Here is a 20,561-nt window from a genome sequence, read left to right on the forward strand (position 1 = left end):
ATGTCGAACCAGCACGCGAGCTCGAACGCTACATCCCTTTCCACCGCCTTCATTCGTTCAGCCACTCAATGGGCTGACGCGGTGGCCGTGCAGGACGCAGAGGGGGCGTTGAGCTATGCGCAGCTGGAAGCGGCGAGCTCGGCGATTGCCGCGGCGCTGCACCGCAGCGGTGTGCGGCCGGGCATGCGCGTGGGTGTGAGCCTGGCCCGTTCGCGTTGGCTGGTGGCGACCCTGCTGGGCATCGTGCGGGCGGGTGCCAGCTACGTGCCGCTGGATGCCAGCTACCCGGGCGAGCGCCTGCGCGCGATGCAGGTTGATGCCCAAGTGGCCTGGCTGGTGAGCGATCACGACCCGGAGTGGGCGCAGGCGCCGGTACTGCCGTGGTCCAGTTTGGAAACGGCCATTGCCGTGGGCGAGCGTTACGAGTGGGCCGGGCGCAGCGGCCGCAGCGCGGCCTATGTGATGTTCACCTCCGGCTCGACCGGTCGGCCGAAGGGCGTGTTGGTCAGTGATGGCGGCATCGTCGATCTGGTCAGCGGCCAGGACTACGTGACGCTGGGTCAGGACGACGTGCTGCTGCAGCTGGCACCGGTGTCGTTCGATGCCTCCACGTTCGAGATCTGGGGCGCGCTACTCAATGGTGGTCGGCTGGTGATGGCGCCGGAAGGGCGGGTCTCGCTGAGCGAGCTGGGCGGGCTGATCGAGGCCAACGGCGTGACTGTGCTGTGGCTGACGGCGGCCCTGTTCCAGCTGATGGTCGACGAGCACCCGCAGGGCCTGAAGGGGTTGCGCTATCTGCTGGCCGGCGGCGATGCGCTGTCGCCGGCGCATGTGCAGCGCTATCTGGCGCTGCCGGGCTGCGCGACGCTGGTGAACGGCTACGGCCCAACCGAGGCGACCACCTTCAGCTGCTGCCTGGCCTTGAACGGCTGGAGCGGGCAGGGCAGTGTCCCGATCGGGCGTGGCGTGGCCGGGCGCACTGCGTACGTGCTGGATCACCACGGCCAACTGGTGCCGCCGGGCACGGTAGGCGAGTTGTTCGTGGGCGGCAGCGGCGTGGGCATCGGCTATGTGGGCCATGCAGCGCTCACCGCGCAGCGTTTCGTACCGGATGCCTTCGGCGGCAAGGCGGGCGCCCGGCTGTACGCCACGGGCGACCGGGTGCGCTACCGCACCGACGGCACGCTGGAGTACCTGGGCCGCGACGATGCGCAGGTGAAGGTACGTGGCTACCGCATCGAGCTGGGCGAGGTGGAGCGGGCGCTGGCCAGCCATCCGCAGCTGGGCGCGGTGAGCGTGCAGGTGCACAGCGCCGGCGACGGCAAGCGGCTGGTGGCGTATGTCGTTGCACGACCGGGCAATACCGTGCCGGCTGCAGGAGAGCTGCAACGCTATCTCAGCGACTGGTTGCCCGAGTACATGGTGCCGGCGCTGTACGTGGGGCTGGACCAGCTGCCGCTGACGGCCAACGGCAAGATCGACAAGGCGGCGCTGCCGGTACCCGGCGCTGCGGCTTCGGATACCCAGCACGAAGCGCCACAGGGTGAGGTCGAACAGGCGCTGGCGCAGATCTGGGCACAGGTGCTGGACGTCGATCAGGTCGGCCGGCACGACAACTTCTTCGAACTGGGCGGCGACTCGATCCTGAGCATCCAGATCAAGGGATTGGCCGATCAGCGCGGCTTGGTACTGGAGTTGGCGGATTTATTCGACTACGACACCCTCGCCGAGCTGGCCACGCAGGTCCACGTGGCCGAGCTTGCCGATGCGCAGGAGGCGCTCGCCCCGTTCGAGCTGCTGGCTCCGGCGCAGCGCGAGGCGCTGCCCGACGGCGTCGTGGATGCCTATCCGCTGAGCGCGATGCAGGCCGGCATGCTGTTCCACTCCGACCTCGGCGGCGGCGCCACCACCGTCTACCACGACATCTACCATCTCGACCTGGATGGCGAGCACCGCACGGAGCTGCTGCACAAGGCGCTGGCGGGTGTGGTGGAGCGGCATCCGATTCTGCGTACCTCGTTCGACATGCTGCGCAAGCCGGAACCGCTGCAGTTCGTCTGGGGCCACGCACAGATCGCACTGCTGGAGCAGGACGGGACCGGGTTGCCGCCGCAGGCCTGGGAGCAGGACTACCAGACTTGGCTGGAACAGGAGCGACGCACGCCATTCGACTGGCAGCAGGCGCCGTTGATGCGCGCATTCGTTCACCTCCAAAGCGGACGTCAGTGGCGGCTTACCCTCAGTTTCCATCACGCCATCCTGGATGGCTGGAGCCTGGCCCAGTTCCTGGCGGAACTGCTGGTGGACTACCGGGCGCTGCTGGATGGACAGCCGATCGCCTCGCAGCCTCCGCGCAGCCGGTATGCGGAGTTCATCGCCGCCGAGCGGCGCTCTACGGCCGACGCCGACGCCGAGCGTTTCTGGGCCGACTATCTGCGCGATTCGGACGTGCTGCAGATCGAGCGCGTCCAGCCATTGGCCGAGCCCGTGGCCGCGGATGTGCGCAGCCTTCACATTCCGCTGTCTCCGCAGATCCAGGCGGGATTGAAGCAGCGGGTCGAAGACTGCCAGGCACCGATGAAGAGTGTGCTGCTGGCCGGACACCTGCAGACCCTGTCGCTGTACTTCGGCAAGCAGCAGCCATTCTCCGGCATCCTGGTGCATGGGCGACCGGATCGGCAGGATGGCGAGAGAACGCTGGGCTTGTTCCTCAACAACGTGCCGCTGCGCCTGCCGGCAATCGGTCTGTGCTGGCGTGAGCTGGTCAGCGCTGTACAGGCGGAGGAGCGCCGGCTGTTTCCCCACCGGCTGTACCCGCATGCGCGCATCAGCCGTGCTCTGGGCGGGCCGGATATGGTCCAGACCGCGTTCAATTTCACCAAGTTCCATGCCTACAAGGGACTGCGCGACGATGCGCTGCTGAGCGCTGCCAATGCCCAGGTCAAGGAGCACTCCACCTTCCCGTTGGTGCTGCAGACTGCGGAGGATCCGGACAGCGGCGAGCTGACCCTGCGGCTGGAGTTCGATCCGGCACGGTTGGACGAGGCCCGTGCGGAGGCCCTGGCAGCGCTTTACGCGGCGGTCTTCGCCGCGCTCGCGCTGGCGCCGCAGCAGCGGCCCGATGAGGCGGTGCTGGTTCCAGCGGCACAGTGGTGCGTTCGCCAGGAGCAGGCGGCGGCCGGTGCGCAGGCCTTCCGTGCACTGTTCGACGCGGTGTGCGCCGAAGCGGGTGCTGCGACCGCGGTTCACGATGGCAGTGGCCACTGGTCCTACGCGCGCCTGCGTCGCGGCGTCCACGCCCTGGCAGACCGTCTGCGCTCGCACGGCGTGCTCCACGGGACCCGGGTCGGGGTCTGCCTTGAGCGTTCGATTCCTCTGCCGGTGGCGATGTTGGCCATCTGGAGCGTGGGCGCCACGTATGTGCCGCTGGCGGCCGACCATCCCGCGGAGCGGCTGGAGGCGATGCTTCGCGCCTGCGACATCGCACACCTGCTGGTGTCGCCGGTGACCGTGGCCTGCCTGCCTGCCGAGGTACGTGGTGGACGTGTCCTGATCGCGGGCGAACTGAGTGGCGATGAAATCACCGCGCCTCCGCCGGGCCCCGGCCTTCGCGACGACGATGCGGCCTACATCATCTTCACCTCCGGCTCGACCGGCACGCCCAAGGCGGTGGTCGTGCCGTGGCGCGGCGTGTGCAATCTGGTGGCGCAGCAGCGCCGGGTGTTGGGCGCCGGGCCGGGGCATGGCGTATCGCAGTTCGCCTCGCTGACCTTCGACGCGTCCGTGTACGAGATGGTGATGGCGCTGCTTACCGGCGGCACCCTGCATATCGTAGAGGAACATCGCAAGCGCGACCCCGACTACCTGCACGCATTGATTGGCGAGCGCGCGATCGATCTGCTCACGCTGCCGCCTTCCTACCTGGCGGTAATGGACCCAGAGGCCCTGCCGCACCCGGTGACAGTGGTGGCAGCCGGCGAGGCGTTGCCGACGGCATCGGCACGACGTTGGGCCCAGCGTCATCGCCTGCTCAATGCGTACGGGCCAACCGAGGCCACCGTCTGGTCCACGTGGTATGCATGCGACGGCAGCGATGCCGCCCGGGTGCCGATCGGACGTCCATTGTCCGGGGTCGGGATTCGGCTGCTTGATGCGGGATTGCGCCCGGTTCCGGCCGGGATGCGCGGCCACCTGTACCTGACCGGACCCGCGCTGGCACACGGGTACACCGGCGATGCGGCACGTACCGCCAGCCGCTTCCTGCCCGATCCGTATGCCGAGGTCGCGGGCGCCCGAATGTATGACACTGGCGACGTGGTCTGCATGTTGCCCAGCGGGGACCTCGACTTCATCGGCCGCGACGACCGCCAGGTGAAGCTGCGCGGCTACCGGATAGAACTGGACGAGGTGGAGCTGGCGTTGAACGCAGTGTCCGGGGTGGAGCAGGCCGTCGTGGAGCTGGTGGAGCGGGCCGACGGGCGACGCGAGCTGGTGGGTCTGGTCCAGACGGCGGCGGGCTTCGGTGCGCCCGAGCGTGTCGCGGACGCGCTCGCGGGGCGCTTGCCGGACTATTGCATTCCGCAACGTTTCATCGCATTGGAGCGGATGCCACAGACGCGGCACGAGAAGCTTGACCGCTCCGCGCTGCGGGCACTGGCGCTCGGTGCGGAGGCAACCCCGTCAGCGGCGGCCGGCGCCCCGCTGAATGGTCTGGAGCAGACCTTGGCCGGGATCTGGAGGGAGGTGCTTGAGCTTGAGGCGATCGACCCGGGCGACTCGTTCTTCACCCTGGGTGGCGACTCCATCCTCAGTATCCAGCTGCGTGCACTGACCCATGCGTACGGCTACGACTTCGAACTGGAGGATCTGTTCAAACAGCAGAGCATCCGCAATCTCGCTCCGCTGGTGAAGCCGCTTGCGGCAAAGGGGCCGGCGGCGGTCGTGCCGTTTAGCCTGGTCCGCGCCGACATCGCCGACGCGCTGCGCGACACCGCGGGCGATGCGTACCCGCTCAGCCGGATGCAGGCGGGCATGCTGTTCCACCAGGACTTCAGCGGGGATGATGCGGTCTACCACGACATCATGAACTACACGATTGGTGGCGAGATCGACCCGCAGGCGCTCGAACAGGCCCTGCTCCGGCTGACCGCCCGTCACGACATCCTGCGTACCGGCTTTGATCTGTCCCGGTTCGACACCCCCCTGCAGGTGGTGCACCGGGAGGCCAACAGCCATTTCGGCTTCCATGATCTGTCTGGTTTGGGTGCCGATGAGCAGCGCGTGCTGCTGCAGCAGGCCAATGCGCAGGAGAAGACCCGTTCGTTCGATCTCAAAGCTCCCTCGTTGCTGCGTGTGGACCTGTTCCGGTTGGGACCCGCGCGGCATCAGCTCAACCTGAGCTGCCCCCACGCGATTCTCGACGGCTGGAGCGCGGCGTCGCTGATGACCGAGCTGCTGCGCGATCACCGCCGTGGCAGCAACCACCCCGGCGCAGAGGCCCCGACATTGCGCTATGCCGACTTCGTGGCGCTGGAACAGGCCGCTCTGCAGTCGCAGCAGAACCGGGCGTTCTGGCTGGACAGGCTGCAGGACGAGGGACGTGTGCCATTGCCGGCGCGGTCGGACGCAGCGGTGGGCGAGCCGCTGCGTCTGGAGGTGCCGCTCGCGTCACAGCATAAACAGGCGTTGGCGGCGGTGGCGGTCGAGCTGGGCGTACGGCTGCGCGATGTGATGCTGACCATCCACCTTAAAGCCATGAGTGTGATCACCGGAAGTGCGCAGGTGTGCAGTGGCGTGGTCGTCAATGGCCGGCCGGAGTCGGCTGGAGGCGAGCGCATCCTGGGCATGTTCCTAAATACGCTTCCGGCGTCGCTGAAGGTGATGCCGGGGACGTGGCGCACCCTGATAGGGCACGTGCGCGACATGAACGAGCAGTACTGGAGCCACCGGCGCTTCCCGATGACGGAGATGAAGCGTATCGCAGGCGGCAAGTCACTTTTCGACGTGGTGTTTAATTTCACCCACTTCCACGTGTACGACAAGTTGGGCGAATCCGGAATGCGGCTGGAAGGCACGGATGGTTTCGAGTACTCCAACTATCCGCTGACCTTCCAGGCCGGGTACCAGCCGTGGCGCAATGAACTGCACATGATGCTGGATCTGGATTCGGCAGCGATCGATGCCCCCCAGGCACAGCAGATCGCCCGCCTCTACGCGGCCGTCGCGCAATGCCTAGCCAGCGATGTGGAGGCCTCGCATGCGCGCGATTTCCTTGCGCCTGACCAGCGGGCGGGCGTGCTGGCCTGGGCCGGCACGCCGGGCGACGGCGACGACAGTCTGGGCGGCCGCTTTGCACGGACCGCGCAGGCGGTGCCGGACGCGGTGGCCGTGCAGGACGCAGAGGGGGCGCTGAGCTATGCGCAGCTGGAAGCGGCGAGCTCGGCGATTGCCGCGGCGCTGCACCGCAGCGGTGTGCGGCCGGGCATGCGCGTGGGTGTGAGCCTGGCCCGTTCGCGTTGGCTGGTGGCGACCCTGCTGGGCATCGTGCGGGCGGGTGCCAGCTACGTGCCGCTGGATGCCAGCTACCCGGGCGAGCGCCTGCGCGCGATGCAGGTTGATGCCCAAGTGGCCTGGCTGGTGAGCGATCACGACCCGGAGTGGGCGCAGGCGCCGGTACTGCCGTGGTCCAGTTTGGAAACGGCCATTGCCGTGGGCGAGCGTTACGAGTGGGCCGGGCGCAGCGGCCGCAGCGCGGCCTATGTGATGTTCACCTCCGGTTCGACCGGTCGGCCGAAGGGCGTGTTGGTCAGTGATGGCGGCATCGTCGATCTGGTCAGCGGCCAGGACTACGTGACGCTGGGGCAGGACGACGTGCTGCTGCAGCTGGCACCGGTGTCGTTCGATGCCTCCACGTTCGAGATCTGGGGCGCGCTACTCAATGGTGGTCGGCTGGTGATGGCGCCGGAAGGGCGGGTCTCGCTGAGCGAGCTGGGCGGGCTGATCGAGGCCAACGGCGTGACTGTGCTGTGGCTGACGGCGGCCCTGTTCCAGCTGATGGTCGACGAGCACCCGCAGGGCCTGAAGGGGTTGCGCTATCTGCTGGCCGGCGGCGATGCGCTGTCGCCGGCGCATGTGCAGCGCTATCTGGCGCTGCCGGGCTGCGCGACGCTGGTGAACGGCTACGGCCCAACCGAGGCGACCACCTTCAGCTGCTGCCTGGCCTTGAACGGCTGGAACGGGCAGGGCAGTGTCCCGATCGGGCGTGGCGTGGCCGGGCGCACTGCGTACGTGCTAGATCACTACGGCCAACTGGTGCCGCCGGGCACGGTAGGCGAGTTGTTCGTGGGCGGCAGCGGCGTGGGCATCGGCTATGTGGGCCATGCAGCGCTCACCGCGCAGCGTTTCGTACCGGATGCCTTCGGCGGCAAGGCGGGCGCCCGGCTGTACGCCACGGGCGACCGGGTGCGCTACCGCACCGACGGCACGCTGGAGTACCTGGGCCGCGACGATGCGCAGGTGAAGGTACGTGGCTACCGCATCGAGCTGGGCGAGGTGGAGCGGGCGCTGGCCAGCCATCCGCAGCTGGGCGCGGTGAGCGTGCAGGTGCACAGCGCCGGCGACGGCAAGCGGCTGGTGGCGTATGTCGTTGCACGACCGGGCAATACCGTGCCGGCTGCAGGAGAGCTGCAACGCTATCTCAGCGACTGGTTGCCCGAGTACATGGTGCCGGCGCTGTACGTGGGGCTGGACCAGCTGCCGCTGACGGCCAACGGCAAGATCGACAAGGCGGCGCTGCCGGTACCCGGCGCTGCGGCTTCGGATACCCAGCACGAAGCGCCACAGGGTGAGGTCGAACAGGCGCTGGCGCAGATCTGGGCACAGGTGCTGGACGTCGATCAGGTCGGCCGGCACGACAACTTCTTCGAACTGGGCGGCGACTCGATCCTGAGCATCCAGATCAAGGCGCAGGCACAGCAGCAGGGTCTCCAGTTCGCGCTGGAGGCACTGTTCGAACGGCAGACGGTGGCTAGGCTGGCCGAGGTGGTCACCCAGTGCGGTACGGTGGTTGCCGCGCCCAAGGTGGAAGCCTTCGACATGTTGTCGGTGCAGGAACTGGCTGCACTTGACCAGGAGAGCGTGTGATGACCGAAACGCAGAGCGTTGCCGATCGCCTCCGGATCGAAGATGCCTATCCGCTGGGCCATGCACAGGCCGGAATGCTCTTCCACAACGAGATGCATGCCGAAAGCGCGGTCTACCACGACATCGTGACGTTCCAGCTTCGCCTGGGATTCGACCTCGCCGCGCTCACTGCGGCCTTCGATGATCTGGTGACGGCCCATCCCATCCTGCGCACACGCTTTCGCCTGAAGAACGCATCACGCCCATTGCAGCTCGTGATGTCCGGCGGGCGGATGTCGATCACGCACCGCGACTTGACCCGCTTCTCCGAGGCCGCCCAGGACGCGTATCGCGAAGAGTGGCTGGACACGGAGAAGCGGCACGGCTTCGATCTGGAAGCGGTCACACCGATGCGCGTGCATGCGCACGTACTGGGAGAACAGCGCTGGGAGCTGGTCTTCAGTTTCCACCATGCGCTGCTCGATGGCTGGAGTCTCGGGCTGCTGCTCTCCGCTTTCATCGGCGCCTACACCGCGCGGCTGCACGGCGTTGCCGCGCCCTGCAACGTCCCCGCATCTCGGTATCGGGACTACATCAAGCTGGAGCAGGATGCCCTGCAACAGCCAGCGGCGGCGGGCTACTGGCGCAGCGTGCTGGAAGGCGCGACAGCCGCTGACCCGCCGCGCACTGCCGGCACCGGCCATCTCGGCGTGGAGCGCCGTGCATTGCCCCTGGACGGGCCACGGTCGGCGGCGATCCGTGCACTGGCTAAGCGACTTCGGGTCTCAGTGAAACACGTGCTGCTGGCGCTGCACCTCAAGGCGCTGGGGGCGATCTGCGGGCAGGACGAGGTGATGAGCGGCGTGGTCACCAACGGCCGGCCGGAACAGGCGGGCGGCGATACCGTGCTGGGGTTGTTTCTCAACAGCGTGCCGTTGACGCTGCGCACGCGCGGATTGAGCTGGGAGGCCCTGATCGGAGCGACCTTCGCGCAGGAGCAGGCAATGTGGCCGCATCGTCGGCTGCCGCTGTCGGAAATCATGCGCCTCCAGGGCGGACGCACCCTGTTCGAGACGCTGTTCAACTACACCCATTTCCACAACTACGGTGGGCTGGTCGGTGATGAGGGGGGCGTCATCCTCGAGCGCGGTGGCTTCGAACATTCCAATTATCCGTTGGTGGTGCAGGCAGGCCAGGAGGCCGACGGTTCTGCCGTGTATCTGTATGTGGAAGCCGATCGCGCCGTGTTTTCGCCGACGCAGATCGAGCGCATGGTGGCCATCCATGCCGATGCTTTGGCCCGCCTGCTGGCCGATCCATCGGCCTGCAGCGATGGTACGGACTTCGTACCGGCCGCGGACCGCCAGCAGCTGCTGGCCTGGGCCGGCACGCCGGGCGACGGCGACGACAGTCTGGGCGGCCGCTTTGCACGGACCGCGCAGGCGGTGCCGGACGCGGTGGCCGTGCAGGACGCAGAGGGGGCGCTGAGCTATGCGCAGCTGGAAGCGGCGAGCTCGGCGATTGCCGCGGCGCTGCACCGCAGCGGTGTGCGGCCGGGCATGCGCGTGGGTGTGAGCCTGGCCCGTTCGCGTTGGCTGGTGGCGACCCTGCTGGGCATCGTGCGGGCGGGTGCCAGCTACGTGCCGCTGGATGCCAGCTACCCGGGCGAGCGCCTGCGCGCGATGCAGGTTGATGCCCAAGTGGCCTGGCTAGTGAGCGATCACGACCCGGAGTGGGCGCAGGCGCCGGTACTGCCGTGGTCCAGTTTGGAAACGGCCATTGCCGTGGGCGAGCGTTACGAGTGGGCCGGGCGCAGCGGCCGCAGCGCGGCCTATGTGATGTTCACCTCCGGTTCGACCGGTCGGCCGAAGGGCGTGTTGGTCAGTGATGGCGGCATCGTCGATCTGGTCAGCGGCCAGGACTACGTGACGCTGGGGCAGGACGACGTGCTGCTGCAGCTGGCACCGGTGTCGTTCGATGCCTCCACGTTCGAGATCTGGGGCGCGCTACTCAATGGTGGTCGGCTGGTGATGGCGCCGGAAGGGCGGGTCTCGCTGAGCGAGCTGGGCGGGCTGATCGAGGCCAACGGCGTGACTGTGCTGTGGCTGACGGCGGCCCTGTTCCAGCTGATGGTCGACGAGCACCCGCAGGGCCTGAAGGGGTTGCGCTATCTGCTGGCCGGCGGCGATGCGCTGTCGCCGGCGCATGTGCAGCGCTATCTGGCGCTGCCGGGCTGCGCGACGCTGGTGAACGGCTACGGCCCAACCGAGGCGACCACCTTCAGCTGCTGCCTGGCCTTGAACGGCTGGAGCGGGCAGGGCAGTGTCCCGATCGGGCGTGGCGTGGCCGGGCGCACTGCGTACGTGCTGGATCACCACGGCCAACTGGTGCCGCCGGGCACGGTAGGCGAGTTGTTCGTGGGCGGCAGCGGCGTGGGCATCGGCTATGTGGGCCATGCAGCGCTCACCGCGCAGCGTTTCGTACCGGATGCCTTCGGCGGCAAGGCGGGCGCCCGGCTGTACGCCACGGGCGACCGGGTGCGCTACCGCACCGACGGCACGCTGGAGTACCTGGGCCGCGACGATGCGCAGGTGAAGGTACGTGGCTACCGCATCGAGCTGGGCGAGGTGGAGCGGGCGCTGGCCAGCCATCCGCAGCTGGGCGCGGTGAGCGTGCAGGTGCACAGCGCCGGCGACGGCAAGCGGCTGGTGGCGTATGTCGTTGCACGACCGGGCAATACCGTGCCGGCTGCAGGAGAGCTGCAACGCTATCTCAGCGACTGGTTGCCCGAGTACATGGTGCCGGCGCTGTACGTGGGGCTGGACCAGCTGCCGCTGACGGCCAACGGCAAGATCGACAAGGCGGCGCTGCCGGTACCCGGCGCTGCGGCTTCGGATACCCAGCACGAAGCGCCACAGGGTGAGGTCGAACAGGCGCTGGCGCAGATCTGGGCACAGGTGCTGGACGTCGATCAGGTCGGCCGGCACGACAACTTCTTCGAACTGGGCGGCGACTCGATCCTGAGCATCCAGATCAAGGCGCAGGCACAGCAGCAGGGTCTCCAGTTCGCGCTGGAGGCACTGTTCGAACGGCAGACGGTGGCTAGGCTGGCCGAGGTGGTGACCCGCGGCGATACGGCGTCACAGGCCGACCCGCAGCGCACCGTTGCGTTCGGACTGATCGATGCGGAGGTACGTGCGCGGCTGCCGGCAACCGCCGAGGATGCCTATCCGCTCAGCCACATGCAGGCGGGCATGCTGTTCCACAGCGATCTGGATCGGGCGAACTCGGCCTATCACGATATTTTCCACTTCCGCATTCGCGCCGACGTGGACCCGCCCCGCATCGCTGCGGTGCTTCGCCAGCTGGCACGCCGCCACGCCGTGCTGCGCACCGCGTTCGATCTCAGCTTCGCACCGCCGTTGCAGGTGGTGCATGCGCAGGCCGAGATCCCGCTGGTGTTTCACGATCTGGCGCACCTGGAAGCGTGGCAGCAGGATGCCGAGCTGCAACGCTGGATGGAGCGGGAGAAGCACACGGGTATCTATGTGCGGCATGCGCCGGTGGTCCGTGTGGATGTCTTCACGCTTGGACCACGTACGTTCGACGTCGGCCTGAGCTTCCACCACGCAATCCTGGACGGCTGGAGCCTGGCGACACTCACCACCCAGTTCGTCGAGGACTATGCCGCGCTGGGCAAGGCACGTTCGATCGAGTGGGACGTCACCGGGGCGTACCGCGACTACGTCGCGCTGGAGATGCAGGCGGTCGAGAGCGATGCGCATCGTGGCTGGTGGGAGGCGCAGCTACGCGACTTCAGTCCCTCGTTGCTGCCTGCGGGACCGGGAAGCGCATCCGGTGCCACCCAGCGTACCCCGGTGCGGATCGACCAGGCACAAAGCAGGCAGCTGCAGGATCTTGCCAAGCGCTGGCAGGTACCGTTCAAGAGCATGCTACTGGCGATCCATCTCAAGGCCTTGTCGGTCATCACCGGGCTGCGCGATGTGACCACCGGCCTGGTCACCAATGGCCGGCCGGAGTACGCGGACGCCGAGCGCCTGGCCGGGCTGTTCCTCAACACGGTGCCGTTCCGCCTGCACGCTGGCAGCGAAAGCTGGCGCGATCGTGTGGGCCGGATCGCGGCCCACGAGCAGGGGCTGTGGGCGCATCGTCGTTACCCGATGCCGCTGATGAAGCGCTGGGTGGAGGGCGGCCAGTTGTTCAATACCGCGCTCAACTACACCCATTTTCATGTGCTGGAAAGCGCGATCGACAGCACTGAGGACGTGACCCTGATCGGCGGTGGTGGCTTCGAACATGCCCACTTCGATCTGATCGCGCAATGCGGTTGGCGTGCCGACAGCCATACGCCCCAGTTCACGCTGGAGACCAATGGCGCGCGGACGCCGCCGGAGATCGCGGCTCTGTACGCGCGGATCTACCAGCAGGCGCTGTGCAACCTGCTGACCGATCCGCTGGCGTCCTGCGATGCGCTGGACGGTGTCTCCGCGCAGGACCGCCAGCAGCTGCTGGCCTGGGCCGGCACGCCGGGCGACGGCGACGACAGTCTGGGCGGCCGCTTTGCACGGACCGCGCAGGCGGTGCCGGACGCGGTGGCCGTGCAGGACGCAGAGGGGGCGTTGAGCTATGCGCAGCTGGAAGCGGCGAGCTCGGCGATTGCCGCGGCGCTGCACCGCAGCGGTGTGCGGCCGGGCATGCGCGTGGGTGTGAGCCTGGCCCGTTCGCGTTGGCTGGTGGCGACCCTGCTGGGCATCGTGCGGGCGGGTGCCAGCTACGTGCCGCTGGATGCCAGCTACCCGGGCGAGCGCCTGCGCGCGATGCAGGTTGATGCCCAAGTGGCCTGGCTGGTGAGCGATCACGACCCGGAGTGGGCGCAGGCGCCGGTACTGCCGTGGTCCAGTTTGGAAACGGCCATTGCCGTGGGCGAGCGTTACGAGTGGGCCGGGCGCAGCGGCCGCAGCGCGGCCTATGTGATGTTCACCTCCGGCTCGACCGGTCGGCCGAAGGGCGTGTTGGTCAGTGATGGCGGCATCGTCGATCTGGTCAGCGGCCAGGACTACGTGACGCTGGGTCAGGACGACGTGCTGCTGCAGCTGGCACCGGTGTCGTTCGATGCCTCCACGTTCGAGATCTGGGGCGCGCTACTCAATGGTGGTCGGCTGGTGATGGCGCCGGAAGGGCGGGTCTCGCTGAGCGAGCTGGGCGGGCTGATCGAGGCCAACGGCGTGACTGTGCTGTGGCTGACGGCGGCCCTGTTCCAGCTGATGGTCGACGAGCACCCGCAGGGCCTGAAGGGGTTGCGCTATCTGCTGGCCGGCGGCGATGCGCTGTCGCCGGCGCATGTGCAGCGCTATCTGGCGCTGCCGGGCTGCGCGACGCTGGTGAACGGCTACGGCCCAACCGAGGCGACCACCTTCAGCTGCTGCCTGGCCTTGAACGGCTGGAACGGGCAGGGCAGTGTCCCGATCGGGCGTGGCGTGGCCGGGCGCACTGCGTACGTGCTAGATCACTACGGCCAACTGGTGCCGCCGGGCACGGTAGGCGAGTTGTTCGTGGGCGGCAGCGGCGTGGGCATCGGCTATGTGGGCCATGCAGCGCTCACCGCGCAGCGTTTCGTACCGGATGCCTTCGGCGGCAAGGCGGGCGCCCGGCTGTACGCCACGGGCGACCGGGTGCGCTACCGCACCGACGGCACGCTGGAGTACCTGGGCCGCGACGATGCGCAGGTGAAGGTACGTGGCTACCGCATCGAGCTGGGCGAGGTGGAGCGGGCGCTGGCCAGCCATCCGCAGCTGGGCGCGGTGAGCGTGCAGGTGCACAGCGCCGGCGACGGCAAGCGGCTGGTGGCGTATGTCGTTGCACGACCGGGCAATACCGTGCCGGCTGCAGGAGAGCTGCAACGCTATCTCAGCGACTGGTTGCCCGAGTACATGGTGCCGGCGCTGTACGTGGGGCTGGACCAGCTGCCGCTGACGGCCAACGGCAAGATCGACAAGGCGGCGCTGCCGGTACCCGGCGCTGCGGCTTCGGATACCCAGCACGAAGCGCCACAGGGTGAGGTCGAACAGGCGCTGGCGCAGATCTGGGCACAGGTGCTGGACGTCGATCAGGTCGGCCGGCACGACAACTTCTTCGAACTGGGCGGCGACTCGATCCTGAGCATCCAGATCAAGGCGCAGGCACAGCAGCAGGGTCTCCAGTTCGCGCTGGAGGCACTGTTCGAACGGCAGACGGTGGCTAGGCTGGCCGAGGTGGTCGCGCACGCTACGGGCGAGGTGCAGGCTCCGTCGTCGCGCATCGCACCGTTCGCATTGATCGACACGCGCGTGCGCGAGCGGCTGCCTGCCGACGTGGAAGATGCCTATCCCGCCTCGCGCATGCAGATGGCGCTGCTGTACCACAGCGACGCCAGCGGGGACGCCATCGTCTACCAGGATGTCGTTTGCTATGAGGTGGCCCTTGCCTGGAATGCGGCTGCCATGCAGCAGGTGGTCGACGAACTGGCCGTGCAGCATCCGGTCCTGCGCACGTCGTTCTCGATGTCGCATGGCGCCGATCCGCTGCAGCTGGTGTGGAAGGGCGCGCGCATTCCGCTGACGGTGCTGCCTGCCGCCACAGGGGCCAGGACAGCCGGCAGCGAGCTGGATGCGTTGATCACCCGCGAAACGCTGACCGCGTTCGACTGGGGCACGGCCCCACTCTGCCGCATCCATGTCATACCGCTGCCGAGCGTGTCGCGCTTCCACCTGTGCGTGACCTTCCACCATGCGATTCTGGACGGGTGGAGCGAAACGCTGCTGGTCAAGCAGCTGCTCACCGGCTACCGGCACGCGCTGGCTGGGCAGGCGGCACGTTCCGACGGCCCGCTCTTGGCGTACCGCGAGTTCATCGCGCTGGAAACCGCAGCCCTTGCCAGCGACGACAGCCGGCGCTACTGGCAGGCGCTGCTGGCCGGGTACACCGACGCATCCCTGCAGCCGGCGGATGGCGGCCCGCGCAGCCACGTGGCCACTTCGCGTATCGAACGTGAGATCGCGGTGGACGACGATTTGGAAACGCGGCTCAACGCCCTGGCCGTGGCGCTGGGGGTGCCGCTGAAGTCGGTGCTGTTGGCCGCGCACCTCAAGGTGCTGGGTGCGGTTCTGGGACGCAGCGATGTGATCTCCGGCGTCACGGTCAATGGGCGTCCCGAGCAGGAGGGAGGTGAGCGCACGCTGGGGCTGTTCATCAACACCGTGCCGATGCGCGCGCGCCTGGGGGGCGGGTGCTGGCGCGATCTGATCCGTGACGTGTTCCAGCGCGAGCGCGAGACGCTGCCGCACCGCCGGTTCCCGCTAGGCGAGATCGTCAAGGAGTGCGGGGGCATGCCGTTCGATACGGCCTTCAACTTCACCCGGTTCCACGTGGGTGAGCAGATGTACAGCGGTGAGGAGGCCACGATCCGTGACCGGCGCGGCTTCGCCGCCACCCATTTCTCCTGCGTGGCCGAATTTATGATGCGTCCTGGTGAGAACCGCCTGCGATGCGTCCTGATCTTCGATGGTGCAAAGGTTCCTTCAACACGCCAGGACACGCTTGCAGCGCTGTACGCACAGGCACTGGCGGCCATCGCCACGGATCCGGATGCGCAACACGCGGGGTGGGGGGGGCGGTGGAGGGAACCGCAGGCGTACCGCTGGATCCGGCGACGCTGCCGGAGTGCTTCAGGAAACGTCGCCGCGGCACCACGCCGCAACCGTCGGTCATGGACAACAGCACGGAACTATCCCAGTGAGACTCGAACGACTGTTTGAAGAGCAGGTACGGTTGCGTCCCGATGCCATCGCGATTGTCGACGGCAGCGAACGGATCAGCTACGCGCAGCTGGACGCGCAGGCCAACGCGATCGCTGCCGCGCTGCGCGCGCGCGGGGTCCAGGCGGATGAGGCGGTGGGCCTGTGCATGCAGCGGTCGGCGGCGTTAATCGCCACGATGGTCGGTGTGATGAAAGCAGGTGCCGGCTATGTGGCGCTCGATCCGATCTATCCCGGCGACCGCCTGCAACGCATGCAGGACGACAGCCAGGTGCGCTTCGTGATCGTCGATGCCGACAGCGCGGATACGCAGGCGTCGGCACCCGCCACGGTACTGGACGTTGGGGCGCTGTGCACGGAGGCGGCCACCGGCGGCACCGAAGCCGGCAGCGGACGCATGGGCGATCACGGTCTGGCATATGTGCTGTACACCTCCGGTTCCACCGGCACGCCCAAGGGAACTCCGGTCTCGCACGCGAATGTGACAACGCTGCTGGCCGCCGCCAACGCATGGTTCGAGTTTGGTCCGGACGACGTCTGGAGCCAATTCCACTCCTATGCGTTCGACTTCTCAGTCTGGGAGATATGGGGAGCACTTGCGTTTGGCGGCACCCTGGTGATGGTGTCCAATGCAGTGGCACGTTCGCCGCAGGACTTCCTGCATCTGCTGCGCACCGAGGCTGTCACAGTGCTCAACCAGACGCCGTCGGCGTTTGCCGAGCTGCACCGCTGCATCGTGTCCGCCGCGGCGTCGCCGTTGCCTGCCTTGAGCGTGGTCGTATTTGGCGGTGAAGCGGTGGATCTGCACGACCTCGACCGCTGGTTCGCGCGCTTTGGCGACGAGCAGCCGTTGCTGGTCAACATGTACGGCATCACCGAAACCACGGTGCACGTCACCTATCGCCCCCTGACGCGGGCGGATACCGCTGCAGGCGGTGCGCGCGGTACGCCGATCGGCGTGGCGCTGGCGCACTTGAGGACGTACGTGCTTGATGAGATGCTCCATCCCGTCCCTGCAGGCACCGTGGGCGAAATCCATGTCGCCGGCGGCGGGGTTGCGCGCGGCTACCTGCGGCGCCCGGCGCTGACGGCCGAGCGCTTCGTACCCGATCCATTCTCCGCCACACCAGGCGAGCGTCTCTATCGCAGCGGCGACCTGGGCTACATCGACGCACGCGGTGAGCTGCGCAACCTGGGTCGGGGCGACAACCAGGTCAAGGTGCGCGGTTACCGCATCGAGATCGGTGAGATCGAGGTCGCTCTGGCGCGGCATCCATTACTCGCTGAAGCAATGGTGGTGCCATGCCAGGAAGACGGTGGTACCCAGTTGATGGCGTTCGTGCGCCCTGCAGGCAATGCGCTGCCCGAGCTTGAGGCGCTGCGCGAGCATCTCGCAAGCCTGTTGCCGGCATATATGGTGCCGGCGCGCTACGCCGCCGTGGCGGCGCTGCCGCTCGACGTCAACGGCAAGCGCGACCGCCGTGCGCTGCTGGCGGTGGAGACCACGGCGCTGCCTCGCCGTTTCGGCACGGCGGCTGCGCAGAACGAGATGGAGCGGAGCTTGTTGGCGGTGTGGGCGGACGTCCTCGACGTGGATGAAGTCGGTATCAATGACAACTACTACGCGCTTGGCGGCGATTCGATCCGCAGCATCCAGATCAAGTCCAAGGCGCAGGACGTGGGCATCGTGTTCAGCCTGGCCGACCTGCTGCGTACGCAGACGGTGCGCCTGCTCGCCCAGCTTGCCCGCCGGGAGGCGGCGGACGGCAGCGCACCGCGACGTGCGCCGTTTGCCCTGGTCGACCCTGCGCTGGCCGACAGCCTGCGCGACCGCTACCAGGATGCCTACCCGGTCAGTGGAACTCAGATGGGTATGCTCTATCACAGCAGCCTCTGCGCCGACGATGCGGTGTACCACAACATCGAGGTGCATACGCTGCGGTTGCCGTTCGATGCCCAGCACCTGGCGGCAGTGTGGGAGATACTTGGCCAGCAGCATGAGATCCTGCGGACCGGCTTCGACCTGTCGCGCCCGCAGCAGCCGTTGCAGGTGGTCCGCCGGCAGGGCTGGGTACCGCTGGACGTCCGCAATTCCCGCCACCGTGATGCCGGGCAGGTCGCAGGTGCCCTGCAGGCGTGGGTGGAGGAGGAGCAGGCGCGCGGCTTTGGCGACTGGATGGAGGAGCCTCTGTTCCGGGTCTGTGTGCAGCAGCTGGATGATGCGGTCTTCAACCTCATCTACAGCTGCCACCATGCTGTCCTGGATGGTTGGAGCGCGGCGCGGCTGACCCGCGACTTCATCGATCTTTACCGGCAGGCACTGGACGGTGGCGTTGGCCAGGCGGTAACGCAGGCGTGCAGTTACGCCGATTTCATCGCGCTGGAACAGCAGGCGCGCGCCGACTGCTCACCGGCCCGGGTGTTCTGGTCACAGGCGTTGACCGATGCACGGCCGGTGCTGTTCGAGCGGACGCGGACGCGGACGCGGCTACCGGCGTCGCGTTCGGGCGCCGAAGCGGTTACCCGTGTCGATGTGCCGGTGGACGCCACTGCGTCGGCGCGGTTGAAGGCCGTGGCGCGTGAGCTGGAAGTGCCCCTGAAGAGCGTGCTGCTGGCTGTCCACCTCAAGGCCGTGGCCGTTCTCATCGGCGAGCACGAGGTGGTCAGCGGTCTGGTCACCAATGGCCGTCCCGAAGAGGACGGTGGCGACGCCGTCCTGGGCCTGTTCCTCAACAGCGTGCCGCTGCGGCTGTCGACCGCCGGCCGGGACTGGACGCAGCTGATCCGGTCGGCGTTTGACCAGGAGCAGGCGCTGTGGCCGCACCGGCGTCTGCCGCTGTCGGAGATCATGCGCCTGCATGATGGCCGCACGCTGTTTGATACTCTGTTCAACTTCACCCATTTCCATGTCTATGGCGACGAGTACGGCAGCGATACCTCTGCAATCTTGGATCGTGGTGGCGGTTTCGAGCATTCCAGCTACCCGCTGATCCTGCAGGCCATGCAGTTGCCCGGCACGGACACCGTGCGGCTGGTGCTGGAGGCCGATCGCGCGGTGTTCTCGCCTGCGCAGATCGAACGCATCGCAGCCATCCATGCCGATGCTTTGGCCCGCCTGCTGGCCGATCCATCGGCCTGCAGCGATGGTACGGACTTCGTACCGGCCGCGGACCGCCAGCAGCTGCTGGCCTGGGCCGGCACGCCGGGCGACGGCGACGACAGTCTGGGCGGCCGCTTTGCACGGACCGCGCAGGCGGTGCCGGACGCGGTGGCCGTGCAGGACGCAGAGGGGGCGCTGAGCTATGCGCAGCTGGAAGCGGCGAGCTCGGCGATTGCCGCGGCGCTGCACCGCAGCGGTGTGCGGCCGGGCATGCGCGTGGGTGTGAGCCTGGCCCGTTCGCGTTGGCTGGTGGCGACCCTGCTGGGCATCGTGCGGGCGGGTGCCAGCTACGTGCCGCTGGATGCCAGCTACCCGGGCGAGCGCCTGCGCGCGATGCAGGTTGATGCCCAAGTGGCCTGGCTAGTGAGCGATCACGACCCGGAGTGGGCGCAGGCGCCGGTACTGCCGTGGTCCAGTTTGGAAACGGCCATTGCCGTGGGCGAGCGTTACGAGTGGGCCGGGCGCAGCGGCCGCAGCGCGGCCTATGTGATGTTCACCTCCGGTTCGACCGGTCGGCCGAAGGGCGTGTTGGTCAGTGATGGCGGCATCGTCGATCTGGTCAGCGGCCAGGACTACGTGACGCTGGGGCAGGACGACGTGCTGCTGCAGCTGGCACCGGTGTCGTTCGATGCCTCCACGTTCGAGATCTGGGGCGCGCTACTCAATGGTGGTCGGCTGGTGATGGCGCCGGAAGGGCGGGTCTCGCTGAGCGAGCTGGGCGGGCTGATCGAGGCCAACGGCGTGACTGTGCTGTGGCTGACGGCGGCCCTGTTCCAGCTGATGGTCGACGAGCACCCGCAGGGCCTGAAGGGGTTGCGCTATCTGCTGGCCGGCGGCGATGCGCTGTCGCCGGCGCATGTGCAGCGCTATCTGGCGCTGCCGGGCTGCGCGACGCTGGTGAACGGCTACGGCCCAACCGAGGCGACCACCTTCAGCTGCTGCCTGGCCTTGAACGGCTGGAGCGGGCAGGGCAGTGTCCCGATCGGGCGTGGCGTGGCCGGGCGCACTGCGTACGTGCTGGATCACCACGGCCAACTGGTGCCGCCGGGCACGGTAGGCGAGTTGTTCGTGGGCGGCAGCGGCGTGGGCATCGGCTATGTGGGCCATGCAGCGCTCACCGCGCAGCGTTTCGTACCGGATGCCTTCGGCGGCAAGGCGGGCGCCCGGCTGTACGCCACGGGCGACCGGGTGCGCTACCGCACCGACGGCACGCTGGAGTACCTGGGCCGCGACGATGCGCAGGTGAAGGTACGTGGCTACCGCATCGAGCTGGGCGAGGTGGAGCGGGCGCTGGCCAGCCATCCGCAGCTGGGCGCGGTGAGCGTGCAGGTGCACAGCGCCGGCGACGGCAAGCGGCTGGTGGCGTATGTCGTTGCACGACCGGGCAATACCGTGCCGGCTGCAGGAGAGCTGCAACGCTATCTCAGCGACTGGTTGCCCGAGTACATGGTGCCGGCGCTGTACGT

3 protein-coding genes (1 of these 3 only partly in view) are annotated in these 20,561 nt (G+C 67.9%); all 3 read left to right on the plus strand.

Annotated features, from left to right (window positions below; all coding sequences use genetic code 11):
• Tightly spaced (each overlapping or abutting the next), the 3 genes in view from ACZZ0O_RS14555 to ACZZ0O_RS14565 form a layout consistent with a single transcriptional unit that may run on beyond the window.
• The gene (locus tag ACZZ0O_RS14555) at window positions 1–8,142 is read left to right on the plus strand and encodes an amino acid adenylation domain-containing protein (protein WP_463591104.1); all 8,142 of its coding nucleotides are present in this window, start codon (window positions 1–3) and stop codon (window positions 8,140–8,142) included.
• Window positions 8,142–15,935, plus strand: coding sequence for an amino acid adenylation domain-containing protein (locus ACZZ0O_RS14560; RefSeq protein WP_463602941.1), 7,794 nt, complete (start codon window positions 8,142–8,144; stop codon window positions 15,933–15,935). Before ACZZ0O_RS14555 ends, ACZZ0O_RS14560 begins: the two co-directional genes overlap by 1 nt.
• Window positions 15,913–20,561, plus strand: partial view of an amino acid adenylation domain-containing protein gene (locus tag ACZZ0O_RS14565; RefSeq protein WP_463591106.1) — the 5' portion only. It continues 2,974 nt past the right edge of the window; only the first 4,649 of its 7,623 coding nucleotides appear in the window; its start codon is at window positions 15,913–15,915; the stop codon falls past the right edge of the window. The genes ACZZ0O_RS14560 and ACZZ0O_RS14565 overlap by 23 nt, the downstream gene beginning before the upstream one ends.

Source organism: Xanthomonas sp. AC360 (assembly GCF_979258225.1).

Excerpts from the sequence above, each read along its gene's own strand:
- ACZZ0O_RS14560 (WP_463602941.1), top strand. The coding sequence starts at position 8,142 with ATGACCGAAACGCAGAGCGTTGCCGATCGCCTCCGGATCGAAGATGCC.
- ACZZ0O_RS14555 (WP_463591104.1), top strand. The coding sequence starts at position 1 with ATGTCGAACCAGCACGCGAGCTCGAACGCTACATCCCTTTCCACCGCC.